Consider the following 12,660-nt stretch of genomic DNA (forward strand, 5'->3'; position numbering starts at 1 on the left):
GGGGGCGAGGTCGTCCCTGAACCGCGAGGAAGCCGGGGGCGAGGTCGTCCCTGAACCGCGAGGAAGCCGGGGGCGAGGGCGCCCCTGAACCGCGAGGAAGCCGGGGCGCGGGCGCCCCTGAACCGCGAGGAAGTAGACCATGACCGTGCACTCCGAACCAGTGGTGGCCTCCACGGTGGGGGACGCGCCCGGAAAGGTGTCGGAGACGACTCCGCCGCCCACCGCCGGATCCAAGGAAGTCCGTCAGCCGCCACGGGGCAGGCGTGTCCTGCCCCAGGGACTGCTGCCCTATCTGCTGATCGCGCCGGCAGTGATCAGCGGCGCGGTTCTGCTGCTCTATCCGCTGCTCCGCAATGTGATCCTCTCCTTCCAGCAGCTCAACCGGAAGGAACTGATCACCCGCGAGACCGTCTGGACCGGCTTCGACAACTACACGAAGCTGCTGAAGGATCCGGACTTCTGGACCGTCGCGCTGCGCAGCTTCCTCGTCACCGCGGTGAACGTCGCCCTGATCATGGCCATCGGCACCTTGATCGGCATCCTGCTCAACCGGCTGGGCAAGAAGATGCGCCTGGTGCTCTCCACCGCGCTGGTGATGGCGTGGGCGATGCCCATCGTGGCGTCGGTCACCGTCTTCCGCTGGCTCTTCGACGAGCAGTTCGGCGTCGCCAACTGGCTGATGCGCACGCTCGGTTTCGACGGCTACGAGCAGCACAACTGGTTCGAGACCGGCCTGTCGACGCTGACCATCATCACCGTGCTGCTGGTCTGGGGTTCGATCCCGTTCGTCGCGCTCAACATGTACGCCGCCCTGACGACCGTCGGCAGCGAGCTCTACGAGGCGGCCAAGATGGACGGCGCCAACGGATGGCGCACCTTCTGGGCCGTGGTCTTCCCCAACCTCAAGCCGTTCTTCCTCATCACCACGTTCCTGGAGATCATCTGGATCTTCAAGGCCTTCGCCCAGGTGTACGTGATGAACAGCGGCGGCCCGGACCGGGCGTCCGAGACCCTCCCGGTCTTCGCGTATGTCGAGGGCCAGAGCCAGGGGCACTACGGACTCGCCGCGGCGATCTCCGTCCTGACGATCCTGATGCTGATCGTCGTCATGTCCTTCTACTTCCGCCTGATCCTGAAGCAGGAGGAGGAGCAGTGAGCACCATGTCCCAGGCATCCGTGAGCACCAGGATTCCCGCACCGCGCCCCAACAAGAAGCCCGCCAGGTCCTTCGCCGCGGCCACCGGCAAGAACCTCACCGCGCTCGTTCTGGCGGTCGCGTTCCTGTTCCCCGTCTACTGGATGATCGCGTCCTCGCTGAAGCCGAAGACCGAGATCCTCACGAAGGACCCGGCCTTCGTCTTCACACCGACCTTCGACAACTACACGACGGCGACCGGCGTCGACCTCTTCTGGACCTACGTCGCCAACAGCTTCACCGTCACCGTCGGCGCCGTACTCCTCTCGCTCCTCGTCGCCCTGGCGGCCAGCTTCGCCATCGCGCGGATGAAGTTCCGTGGCCGCAAGGGCCTCGTACTCGCCGTGATGATGGCCCAGATGGCGCCGTGGGAGGTCATGGTGATCGTGATGTACCTGATCTCCCGCGACGGTGGGCTCCTGAACAGCATCCCGATGCTGACCGCGATCTACTTCGTGATGGTGCTGCCCTTCACGATCTGGACGCTGCGCGGCTTCATCGCCGCCGTGCCGAAGGAGCTGGAGGAAGCGGCCCTGATCGACGGCTGCAGCCGGGGCCAGGCCTTCCGCAAGGTGATCTTCCCGCTGCTCGCCCCCGGTCTGATGTCCACCTCGCTGTTCGGCTTCATCACGGCGTGGAACGAGTTCGCGATGGTCCTGATCCTCAACAAGGAGAAGGAGTCGCAGACGCTCACCCTGTGGCTGACCCAGTTCCAGACTGCGTTCGGCAACGACTGGGGGGCCACGATGGCCGCGTCCACGCTCTTCGCCCTGCCGGTGCTCGTGGTCTTCATCTTCCTCCAGCGACGTGCCGTGGGCGGCCTGACCGCCGGCGCGGTGAAGGGATAACGACACGCCATGACGACCCTGACACGCCGTACCGACACCCTGACCCGCGACGCCCTCGCCGTCCTGCAGCCCGGCTTCGTCGGAACCAGCGCGCCCGAGTGGCTGCTCCGCCGGATCGGCGAAGGCCTGCACTCGGTAGGGCTGTTCGGCCGCAACATCCACACGCCCGAGCAGCTGGCCGCCCTGACCGCGCAGCTGCGGGCCGAGCGCGACGGCGTCCTCGTCGCCATCGACGAGGAAGGCGGCGACGTCACCCGCCTGGAGGTGCGCACCGGCTCCTCCTTCCCCGGCAACCACGCGCTCGGCGCGGTCGACGATGCCGACCTGACGCACGACGTCGCGGCCGAGCTCGGCCGCCGGCTCGCGGCCTGCGGCGTCAACCTCAACTGGGCACCGTCCGCGGACGTCAACTCCGATCCGGGCAACCCGGTCATCGGCGTCCGCTCGTTCGGCGCCGAGACCGCCCTGGTGGCCCGGCACACCGCCGCATACGTCCGCGGCCTGCAGTCCTCGGGCGTCGCCGCCTGCACCAAGCACTTCCCGGGCCACGGCGACACGAACGTGGACTCGCACCACGCGCTGCCGCGCATCGACGTCACCGTCGACGTGCTGCGGGAGCGCGAACTGGAGCCGTTCCGCGCCGCGATCGCGGCCGGTACCAAGGCCGTGATGAGCGCGCACATCCTGCTGCCCGCGCTCGACACCGACCGCCCGGCGACCCTCTCGCGCCGCATCCTCACCGGGCTGCTGCGCGAAGAACTCGGCTTCGACGGTCTGATCGTCACCGACGGCATGGAAATGCAGGCGATTGCCGCGACCCACGGCATCGAACGCGGCAGCGTCCTCGCGATAGCCGCGGGCGCCGACGCGATCTGCGTCGGCGGCGGGCTCGCCGACGACGACACCGTGGTCCGCCTCCGCGACGCGCTCGTCGCGGCGGTCCGCAGCGGCGAACTCCCCGAGGAGCGTCTCGCGGACGCCGCCGCCCGGGTCCGCGCGCTCGGGGAATGGACGGCCGCTCCGGTACGGGCCGAACGCGCCCCGCAGCCGGACATCGGCCTGGTCGCCGCCCGCCGTGCCCTGAAGGTGACGGGCAAGCGCGAGGCCCTGACCTCCCCCGCCTACGTCGCCGCCTTCACTCCGATGGCCAACATCGCGGTGGGCCACGAGACGCCGTGGGGCGTGGCGGCGGAACTCACCCGCCGCCTGCCCGGCACAGGCACAGGCACCTACGGCGAGGGGGTCTCCGCCGACGAGGTCCTGGCCGCGGCGGGTGAGCGCCGCATCGTTGCCGTGGTCCGCGACGCCCACCGCCACGCCTGGATGTCCGCAGCCCTTGACGCCCTCCTCGCGGCCCGCCCCGACACGGCCGTCGTGGAAATGGGCGTCCCCCAGTCCCCACCCCGCGGCACCCCCCACGTGGCAACCCACGGCGCGGCCCGCGTCTGCGGCACAGCCGCGGCGGAGGTGCTCACCGAGGCCTGACCCTCGCGGTGAAGCGGGCGCGCCGGGGGGATCGGGCCCGCCGGCCCACCGCGGACACAGGGGACGGAGAACCGAACGGCGCCGGATGCAGTGGGGGCATCCGGCGCCGTTCGGCGTGTGTACGGATCCGAATCAGAACTCGTCGTCGAACGAGACCGAGCCCTCCACCGCGACCTGGTACGCGGAGGGTCGGCGCTCGAAGAAGTTGGTGAGTTCCTGGACGCCCTGGAGCTCCATGAAGGAGAAGGGGTTCTCCGAGCCGTAGACCGGGGCGAAGCCCAGGCGGGTCAGGCGCTGGTCGGCCACGCACTCCAGGTACTGGCGCATCGACTCGGTGTTCATGCCGGGCAGACCCTCGCCGCACAGGTCGCGGCCGAACTGCAGCTCCGCGGCGACGGCTTCCTTCAGCATGTCCGTGACCTGCTGCTGCAGCTCCTCGTCGAAGAGCTCCGGCTCCTCCTTGCGGACGGTGTCCACGACCTCGAACGCGAAGTTCATATGCATGGTCTCGTCCCGGAAGACCCAGTTCGTCCCGGTGGCGAGCCCGTGCAGCAGTCCGCGCGAGCGGAACCAGTACACGTACGCGAAGGCCCCGTAGAAGAAGAGGCCCTCGATGCAGGCCGCGAAGCAGATGAGGTTGAGGAGGAAGCGGCGGCGGTCCGCCTTGGTCTCCAGGCGGTCGATCTGCTCGACCGAGTCCATCCACTTGAAGCAGAAGTCGGCCTTCTCCTTGATGGAGGGGATGTTCTCGACGGCCGCGAATGCGGCGGCGCGGTCCTCCGGGTCGGGGAGGTAGGTGTCCAGGAGGGTCAGATAGAACTGGACGTGCACGGCTTCCTCGAAGAGCTGGCGCGAGAGATACAGGCGCGCCTCCGGGGAGTTGATGTGCTTGTAGAGGGTGAGCACCAGGTTGTTCGCCACGATCGAGTCGCCCGTCGCGAAGAAGGCGACCAGGCGGCCGATCATGTGCTGCTCGCCCGGGGAGAGCTTGGCGAGGTCGGCGACGTCCGAGTGGAGATCGACCTCCTCGACCGTCCAGGTGTTCTTGATGGCGTCCCGGTAGCGCTCGTAGAAGTCGGGGTAGCGCATCGGGCGGAGGGTGAGTTCGAAGCCCGGGTCGAGGAGGTTCTTCGCGGCACGGCTTTCGGCGGTCGATGCGGCCGATGTGGTCGATGCGGTCATTACTGGCAGGCCTCGCAGGACTCGGGGTTTTCCAGGGAGCAGGCGAGGGCTTCGGCTTCGCTCGCCTGCTGTACGGGGATGGGGGCCGCTGCCGCCGCGGGGGCGGAGCCGGCGGCGCGGGCGATCCGGGTGGCCGGGCGCGAGCGCAGGTAGTACGTGGTCTTCAGGCCCTGCTTCCAGGCGTACGCGTACATCGAGCTGAGCTTGCCGATGGTGGGCGTCTCCAGGAACAGGTTCAGGGACTGCGACTGGTCGAGGAACGGGGTGCGGGCGGCCGCCATGTCGATCAGGCCGCGCTGCGGGATCTCCCAGGCGGTGCGGTACAGGGCGCGTACGTCCTCGGGGATCCAGTTCAGGCCCTGGACCGAGCCGTTGGACTCGCGCAGCGCCTCGCGGGTCTGCGCGTCCCAGACGCCGAGCTTCTTCAGCTCGTCGACCAGATAGGCGTTGACCTGGAGGAACTCACCGCTCAGCGTCTCGCGCTTGAAGAGGTTGGAGACCTGCGGCTCGATGCACTCGTAGACGCCCGCGATGGAGGCGATGGTGGCGGTGGGGGCGATGGCGAGGAGGAGGGAGTTGCGCATGCCGGTGGTGGCGATGCGTTCCCGCAGGGCCGCCCAGCGCTCAGGCCAGTTCAGCGCCACGTCGTAGTGGTCGGGGTGCAGGACGCCGCGGGCCGCTCGGGTCCTGTCCCAGGCCGGCAGCGGACCCTCGCGTTCGGCCAGCTCGCAGGAGGCCTCGTAGGCCGCGAGCATGATGCGTTCGGCGATACGGGTCGAGAGGGCGCGGGCCTCGGGCGAGTCGAAGGGCAGGCGCAGTTTGAAGAAGACGTCCTGCAGGCCCATGGCGCCGAGGCCGACGGGCCGCCAGCGCGCGTTGGAGCGGCCGGCCTGCTCGGTCGGGTAGAAGTTGATGTCGACGACGCGGTCCAGGAAGGTGACGGCCGTACGGACGGTCGCGTCCAAGCGGTCCCAGTCGAGGTCGCCGGTCGGGAGCACGAAGGCGCCCAGGTTGACGGAGCCCAGGTTGCAGACGGCCGTCTCGCCGTCGTCCGTGACCTCGAGGATCTCGGTGCACAGGTTCGAGGAGTGGACGGTGTGGCCGGGCTCGGCGGTCTGGTTGGCGGTGCGGTTGGCGGCGTCCTTGAAGGTCATCCAGCCGTTGCCGGTCTGTGCGAGGGTCCGCATCATGCGGCCGTACAGGTCGCGGGCCGGGATGGTGCGCAGCGCCTTGCCCTCGGCCTCGGCCTTCTCGTACGCGGCGTCGAACTCCGTGCCCCACAGGTCGACGAGTTCGGGCACGTCGGCGGGCGAGAACAGCGACCAGTCCTGGTCGGCCTCGACGCGGCGCATGAAGGCGTCCGGGATCCAGTGCGCGAGGTTCAGGTTGTGCGTACGGCGGGCGTCCTCGCCGGTGTTGTCGCGCAGCTCCAGGAACTCCTCGATGTCCGCGTGCCAGGTCTCCAGGTAGACGGCCGCGGCGCCCTTCCTGCGGCCGCCCTGGTTCACGGCGGCGACGGAGGCGTCGAGGGTCTTCAGGAACGGGACGATGCCGTTGGAGTGCCCGTTCGTGCCGCGGATGAGGGAGCCGCGGGCGCGGATGCGGGAGTAGGCGAGGCCGATGCCGCCCGCGTGCTTGGAGAGGCGGGCGACCTGGTGGTACCGGTCGTAGATCGAGTCGAGTTCGTCGAGCGGCGAGTCGAGCAGGTAGCAGGACGACATCTGCGGGTGGCGGGTGCCGGAGTTGAAGAGCGTCGGTGAGGACGGCAGATAGTCGAGGCGGCTCATCAGGCCGTACAGCGCGGCCACTTCGTCCACGGCGGCGGCCGATTCGTCGGCGGCGAGCCCGGCGGCCACGCGCAGCATGAAGTGCTGCGGGGTCTCGATGACCTTGCGGGTGATCGGGTGGCGCAGCAGGTAGCGGGAGTGGACCGTGCGCAGGCCGAAGTAGCCGAAGCGGTCGTCGGCGCCTTCGGCGACGGAAGCCTCGACCAGGGCGTCGAGACGCTCGTGGTGCGCCCATACGAACTCGGCGGTGCGGTCGGCGATCAGGCCCTCGCGGTGACCGGCCGATACGGACTCGGTGAAGGTGCGCACACCCTGCGAGGCGGCCTCTTCGGCGATCGTCAGGGTGAGGAGGCGGGCGGCGAGCTTCGCGTAGGCGGGGTCCTCGGCGATCAGTCCGGCGGCTGCCTCCGTGGCGAGCTCGCGCAGCTCGGCCTCGTCGGCGGCGGCGCTGCGGCCGCGCAGGGCGGCGGCGGCGACCTTGCCGGGGTCGGTGTCGGGGAGGTCGGCGGTCAGCTCGGTGAGGGTGCGCAGGAGGGCGGTGCCGGGGCGGTCGGCGGGCTCGTGGGCGTCCGGCTTCTGAGCGGCCCGCTGCTGCGTGTCCGGCTCCTGCTCAGCGGTCTCCTCGCCGGTCCCCGCTGCGGCCGGATCCACTGGCGCGATGGTCACGTATGCACTCCCTCACTCGGCACAGGGCCGAGCGGGGGCGGCGGGTGCACGAGGCGTGCGCGGGCAGGGCGCAACGCTCCGCGTCCACCGGCCCATTCCGCGAGGCCCGGACGTCTCGGCGCCCGGCCGTCCGGCCCGGGCGCACCGTCGGCAGGTCTTCGGACTTCGCGGGCTCCGGGCCCGTTCACCGTTGCGGGTCAGTTCCGGAGTTTCACCGGATTCCCCTGCTGCGACAGCGAGGTCGAGCATACATGTTGTGGGTGGCAGCGGATGCCATGCCCACATCTTGTGTGTCGGCGGGCGATCAGAGCCTCAGCTCGTACGCCCACAGCTCCAGATCGTCACGGTCCGGAAGCGGATTCCAGTCGCGTTCCGGGGTCCGTACGAAGCCGAGGCGTTCGTAGATGCGGTGAGCGCTGTGCATCATGTGCTGGGTCGAGAGGACCACGCCCGCGCAGCCGGCCGCGCGGGCCCGGTCGACGCAGGCCCGCACGAGGGCCTCCCCCACCCCGCGCCCGCGGCCCCCGTGCGCCACCGCGAGCCCGCGGAACTCGGCCTCGTCGGGCCGCGCGATCTGCGCCGACGGCACGCCGTGCAGCGCGAACGTGACACCGCCGAGCAGCTGTTCGCCGTCGACGGCCACCAGGACCTCGGCGGTGGCGGCGCGGCCCGCGACATCGCGGAGGATCGGGATGTACGGGTCCTCCTCGCCGTAGTCGAGGAGGCCGTCCGCGAGATAGACCCGGACGGTCAGGTCTCCGAGGGGCTCGTACTCCTCGGGGCGTGCGGGTCTGATCGTGAAGTCCATGGCCGCATTGTGCCGCCGGGGCGGAGGGGACGATCAAGCGGATTACGCGGCGCGGGAGAAGCGCTCGCGCTGCGAGTGGCCCGTCCCTTCGTCGTTGCCGAGCGGCCGCCGCTCGGCCCTGGCCAGCTGCCGGTCCATCCGGCGGCCCTTGGCGTGGCCGATCACGGCCGGGACCACGAGCAGGGCGAAGAAGGCGAGAACGGTGATCCAGTCGAGAAGAGTCTGTGTCGTCATGTCCCCCACAGTGCCGCGCGCGACGATCAAGGGGCAGTGGCAGGACTGCCGCACACCCTCGATTTCCTGCCAGTCGCGCGGCACACTGGCAGGCATGCTGAAAAACGTCGCCGCAGTGCTGCTCAACGGTGTGCACCCCTTCGAACTCGGCGTGGTCTGCGAGGTGTTCGGACTCGACCGCAGCGACGAGGGGCTGCCCGTCTACGACTTCGCGGTGGCCTCCGCGGAAGGCCCCGAGCTCTCCACGCACGCGGGCTTCACCGTGCGCACGGAACACGGTCTCGACCGCCTGGAGGAGGCCGACCTGATCTGCGTGCCGGCCGGCGAGTCGTACACGGACCGGAGCTATCCGCCGGAGCTCCTGGAGGCCCTGCGCCGCGGGGCCGAACGGGGTGCGCGCGTGCTCTCCGTCTGCTCAGGGGTGTTCGTGCTCGGTGCGGCCGGGCTGCTCGACGGGCGGGAGTGCGCGGTGCACTGGAGGCACGTACAGGAGCTGTCGGTGCGGTATCCGCGGGCGAAGGTGCTGCCCGACGTGCTCTACGTGGACGACGGGCCGGTGATCACCTCGGCGGGGACGGCAGCCGGGATCGACGCGGCCCTGCACATCGTGCGCGAGGAGCACGGCACGGAGGTCGCCAACGCGATCGCCCGGCGGATGGTCGTACCGCCCCACCGGGACGGCGGGCAGGCGCAGTTCGTGGCGCGGCCGTTGCCGCGGACGTCCTGCGACACGGTCGGCGGCGTGCTGGCGTGGATGGACCGGCATCTCGACGAGGAGATCACCGTCGAGATGCTCGCGGAGAAGGCGCTGATGTCGCCGCGGACGTTCGCGCGGCGGTTCAAGGAGGAGACCGGGACGACGCCGTACCGGTGGCTGATGCGGCAACGGCTGCTGTTCGCGCAGCAGTTGCTGGAGGCGGGGGACGAGACGGTGGATGCGGTGGCGGGGCGGGCCGGGTTCGGGAACGCGGCGGCGATGCGGCATCAGTTCCTGCGGGTGCTGGGAACCACGCCGCATGCGTATCGGCGTACGTTCCAGGGGCCGCCGGCCCGCGCCGCCTGAACGGGGGGACGCGGGCCCGGCAGGGGTCAGTCGTTGGGGACCACCTCGTAGCGCGGGGTGCCCTCCTGCATCTGGCGGAGGGCGTCCTTGCGTTCGCGCTTCGAGAGGCGGTCGATGTACAGGTAGCCGTACAGGTGGTCCGTCTCGTGCTGCAGGCAGCGCGCGAAGTAGCCCGTGCCGCGCACCTTGATCGGGTTACCCTTCTCGTCCTGCCCGGTGACCTCCGCGTAGTCCGGCCGCGCGAGCGAGACGTACGCCGTGGGCACCGAGAGGCAGCCCTCGTTGTTGTCGTCGAGGACCCGCTGCTCGGCGGGCAGTTCGGCGAGCACCGGGTTGCAGACGACACCGACGTGCCGTACGCCCTGGTCGTCGGGGCAGTCGTAGACGAAGACCTTCTTGTCGACGCCGATCTGGTTGGCGGCAAGGCCCACGCCCTCGGCGGTGCGCTGGCTGGCGAACATGTCGTCGACCAGCCGCGCGAGCTCCTCGTCGAACTCGGTGACGTCCTTGCACTCCTTGTGCAGGACGGGGTTGCCGACGACGGTGATCGGGCGGGACGTGCCGCGCTCGCGGTACGCGGTCTCGCGCTCCTCGGGGTTCTCCGAGTCGATGACGTATCCCTCGTCGTCGACGGGGAGGACTCCAGCCGTCTGCTGCTGTTCGGTCATGGGGTCGTACGCCTTCCTCGACTCTCCACCTGGTGATGGGCCAAGCCTACGGGCACGGCGGAGTGCAGGATGCCCCGGTCCTCGGGATGCGGCCGGATCCGGTCCGGTCCGGTCGGCAGCGGCCGGGTCCGGCCCCGGCCGGATCGCGTCGGACGCGGTCAGCACACCTCTTCGAGGTCGCGCCAGTCGCGGGAGTCCGGGCTGTCGGCGACCCAGCCGTCCAGGAGCCCCCGTACGAGACCGGGCGGCGCCGCGATCCCGCACTCGCGCTCCGGCACCCACAGGGCGCCCGCGGTGCGGTGGCCGAGCGGTCCGGGGTGGCCGGGCTCGCTGTGGTCGTGCGGGTCCAGGTGCTCGCCGTCGCCCTCGTCGGAGGGCATCCGGGACTCGGAGCACATCCGGCAAAGCAGCCGCACCGACGAGGACCAGTCCTCGGCGGCGAAACCGGCGTCGGAGGCAAGCTTCTCCAGGGCGTCCCGGTCCGCCTCGGTGGCGGCTTCGAGGAGCACCACCCAGGTCGGTACGGGGGACGGCGCCCACAGCTCGATCTCGTCGAAGACGGGGTAGGACTGGCCGGAACCGGTGGTGCGTTCGCCGTGCGGTACGCCGTCGTGCAGGACGACCTCGCCCCAGCGGCGGCCCGAGCTGGGCAGCGGGATGGACAGCACCTCGATGCGGGCCGGGTCCAGGCGGCGGCCCCAGACGACCTCCGCCTCGCCCTCCGGCGAGAGCCGTACGGCGGCGCTGCCCAGATCCATGCCGAGCGGCTCGCCCGCGACCGCGGCGCCGCCGGGGACCTTCAGACCGTAGGCCTGCCAGGCACGGCGGGCCAGCGGCCAGTCCTGCAGGGCGGTGGCCGCGATGCCGACGTTCCACCAGTCGGGGGCGCCGGTCTCGCGGTCGAGCAGCGCGACGGCGCGCAGGCCCGCGGCCCTTGCCTGTTCCCAGTCGTGGCGGAACTTGTGCAGCAGGGCCAGGTTGAACCAGGACTCGGACAGCCACGGCTCGAGGTCCGCGGCGCGCGTGAGCAGCGCGCCGGCGTCCTCGTAGCGGCCGTCGCCGATGAGCGTGAACGCACGGTCGGTGGCCTGCCGCCATGAGGCGGAGGGCCGGTGCCGTCCCTTGCCGAAGATCCTCACGATTCCTGCCTGCGGTCGGTGTCCTGGGCGCCGTCTTGCCGTGCCGTTTCTGCGTACATTCGCATCCAACCATGCCAGGTTGGGGGGCCGCTCATTACCCATGGGTTACCCGGTCCCTCGGGGCCGCACCCGTTTCGTTCCGAACCCCGCGTCCATGGGTTCCGGACCTCGCATCTGTTGGTTCCGGATCCCGCATCCGTCCTTCGGCCGGATCGCCTCAAACGCCGGCCGGAGTGATGGCGCCCACCACCCTGGACAGGGATTCCACCACCCTCGGGTGGTAGTCGTGGCCGGTGGCCAGGCGGAGGTGTTCCAGGGCGGTGAGGGGGCCGGCGGGGCCCGCGGTGTGGGTGAGTTCGTCGTAGGCGTTGGCCGTGCGGATGATGCGGGCCGTGAGCGGCTGCTCGCGGAACGGATCCGCCTGGCGTTCCACGACGACCGCCACATCCGCGGGGACGCCCGTCTGCCGTACGACCGCGCCGCCGAGCATGGCGATCCGGCGCTGTTCGGCGGCGGGCAGCAGCGCGGTCGCGCCCGCCGGGACGGGGTCGACGAGGGAGAGCTGGCCGATGTCGTGCATCAGGGCCGCGTATTCGAGAACGGTGCGGTCCGCCTCGGAAAGGCCCAGGTCGCGGCCCATCGCACAGCTGAGCGCCGCGACCCGGCGGGCGTGGCCGGGGGGCGTGTAGCCGGCGATCTCGGTGGCGCGGGCCAGGGAGGTGATCGTCTGGCGGTAGGTGGTGCGGACGGCCGCGTACCGGCGGAAGGCCAGTTGGGTGAGGAGCAGCGGCGCGCTGAACACCGGCAGCGCCCAGAGCCCGGCGACGGCCACCGCGAGCGCCATCACGGCCCCGCTCGCCCCGACGGCCGAGCCGATGCCGGTGAGGGCCCGCAGTTCGTCGCGGAGGACCGGGCCGTACGGCCAGCGGGTGCGGGTCCGCAGCAGGGCCGCGGAGAGCACCGCGTCGAACAGGGCGGTGAGGACGAGCACGGCGACGAGCCACACCGCGTACCAGGGTCCGATGCCGACGAGGGCGCGCAGCTCGCCGGAGTTGTACAGCGGCTGGAAGCAGACGGCGGCGAAGCCGACCGCGAGGATCCGCCGTACGAGATGGTCGAGGCCGGGGCCGCGGCCGCGCGCGACATGCGGCACGATCCCCGCCAGGGTCGCCGCCGCGACCACGGCGACGGTCTGCAGGACGCCGTGGTGGGTGGGTGAGCCGGCGCTCTCGCCGAGCAGCGCGTAGGCGAGCGCTCCGGCGGCGCCGAGGGGCGCCGGTTCGCGTGCCGCCGCGCCGCCGGGTGCCCCGGTCGCCCGCGGGGTGCCGCGGCCGCCCCAGCGGGCCAGTTCGCCGATGGCGATGAGGAGGCCGAAGGCGAGGGCGGTACCGCGTTCCGCGAGGCCGTACCAGGCCGTGTACCCGATGCCCGCCACCGCGAGCACGCCCGCCGAGCCCGCCGCGAGCACGCTCACGGGCGAGCCGAACCGCCGCCCGTGCCCGGCCGCCGCCCCGTGCGCACCTCCTGTCGCCCCGCCGCGTACTGTCGCCCCGCCGCGTACTGTCGCCCCGCCGCGCGCCCGTCC

11 protein-coding genes and 1 riboswitch are annotated in these 12,660 nt (G+C 71.1%); of the genes, 4 read left to right on the forward strand and 7 right to left on the reverse strand.

What is annotated here, in order from left to right:
• Window positions 1-139: 139 nt before the first annotated feature.
• From ACLF6P_RS20060 to ACLF6P_RS20070, 3 genes are read left to right on the forward strand one after another with little or no spacing between them, the layout of a single operon-like run.
• On the forward strand, window positions 140-1,156 hold the full coding sequence (locus ACLF6P_RS20060) for a carbohydrate ABC transporter permease (RefSeq protein WP_415951925.1): 1,017 nt from the start codon (window positions 140-142) through the stop codon (window positions 1,154-1,156).
• Window positions 1,157-1,161: 5 nt separating this feature from the next.
• The gene (locus ACLF6P_RS20065) at window positions 1,162-2,043 is read left to right on the forward strand and encodes a carbohydrate ABC transporter permease (RefSeq protein WP_415951969.1); all 882 of its coding nucleotides are present in this window, start codon (window positions 1,162-1,164) and stop codon (window positions 2,041-2,043) included.
• 9 nt (window positions 2,044-2,052) lie between these two features.
• Window positions 2,053-3,528, forward strand: a complete 1,476-nt coding sequence (locus ACLF6P_RS20070) for a glycoside hydrolase family 3 protein (protein WP_415951926.1) — start codon at window positions 2,053-2,055, stop codon at window positions 3,526-3,528.
• 132 nt (window positions 3,529-3,660) lie between these two features.
• On the opposite strand, the gene ACLF6P_RS20075 is transcribed toward ACLF6P_RS20070, so the two are convergent.
• From ACLF6P_RS20075 to ACLF6P_RS20090, 4 genes are all read right to left on the reverse strand, one after another.
• Complete coding sequence (locus ACLF6P_RS20075) at window positions 3,661-4,710, reverse strand: ribonucleotide-diphosphate reductase subunit beta (protein WP_415951927.1); 1,050 nt, start codon at window positions 4,708-4,710, stop codon at window positions 3,661-3,663.
• Window positions 4,710-7,163: a ribonucleoside-diphosphate reductase subunit alpha gene (locus ACLF6P_RS20080; protein ID WP_415951928.1), complete on the reverse strand. Its 2,454-nt coding sequence runs from the start codon at window positions 7,161-7,163 to the stop codon at window positions 4,710-4,712. The genes ACLF6P_RS20075 and ACLF6P_RS20080 overlap by 1 nt, the downstream gene beginning before the upstream one ends.
• A 132-nt stretch (window positions 7,164-7,295) precedes the next feature.
• Window positions 7,296-7,418: riboswitch (cobalamin riboswitch) on the reverse strand.
• Between the two features lie 49 nt (window positions 7,419-7,467).
• Window positions 7,468-7,971, reverse strand: coding sequence for a GNAT family N-acetyltransferase (locus ACLF6P_RS20085; protein ID WP_415951929.1), 504 nt, complete (start codon window positions 7,969-7,971; stop codon window positions 7,468-7,470).
• A 42-nt stretch (window positions 7,972-8,013) separates the two neighbouring features.
• Window positions 8,014-8,205, reverse strand: a complete 192-nt coding sequence (locus tag ACLF6P_RS20090) for a hypothetical protein (protein WP_415951930.1) — start codon at window positions 8,203-8,205, stop codon at window positions 8,014-8,016.
• Between the two features lie 94 nt (window positions 8,206-8,299).
• Here ACLF6P_RS20090 and ACLF6P_RS20095 point away from each other — a divergent pair, with 94 nt between their 5' ends.
• The gene (locus tag ACLF6P_RS20095; RefSeq protein ID WP_415951932.1) at window positions 8,300-9,268 is read left to right on the forward strand and encodes a helix-turn-helix domain-containing protein; all 969 of its coding nucleotides are present in this window, start codon (window positions 8,300-8,302) and stop codon (window positions 9,266-9,268) included.
• Between the two features lie 26 nt (window positions 9,269-9,294).
• Here the strand turns inward: ACLF6P_RS20095 and def are convergent, their stop codons facing one another.
• From def to ACLF6P_RS20110, 3 genes are all read right to left on the reverse strand, one after another.
• On the reverse strand, window positions 9,295-9,936 hold the full coding sequence (gene def / locus ACLF6P_RS20100) for a peptide deformylase (RefSeq protein WP_415951933.1): 642 nt from the start codon (window positions 9,934-9,936) through the stop codon (window positions 9,295-9,297).
• Between the two features lie 158 nt (window positions 9,937-10,094).
• On the reverse strand, window positions 10,095-11,075 hold the full coding sequence (locus ACLF6P_RS20105) for a tetratricopeptide repeat protein (RefSeq protein ID WP_415951934.1): 981 nt from the start codon (window positions 11,073-11,075) through the stop codon (window positions 10,095-10,097).
• Between the two features lie 217 nt (window positions 11,076-11,292).
• Complete coding sequence (locus ACLF6P_RS20110; RefSeq protein ID WP_415951935.1) at window positions 11,293-12,549, reverse strand: HD-GYP domain-containing protein; 1,257 nt, start codon at window positions 12,547-12,549, stop codon at window positions 11,293-11,295.
• Window positions 12,550-12,660 lie beyond the last annotated feature (111 nt).

Origin of the sequence: Streptomyces lothianensis, from assembly GCF_047779955.1 — a bacterium.
GTDB lineage: Bacteria > Actinomycetota > Actinomycetes > Streptomycetales > Streptomycetaceae > Streptomyces.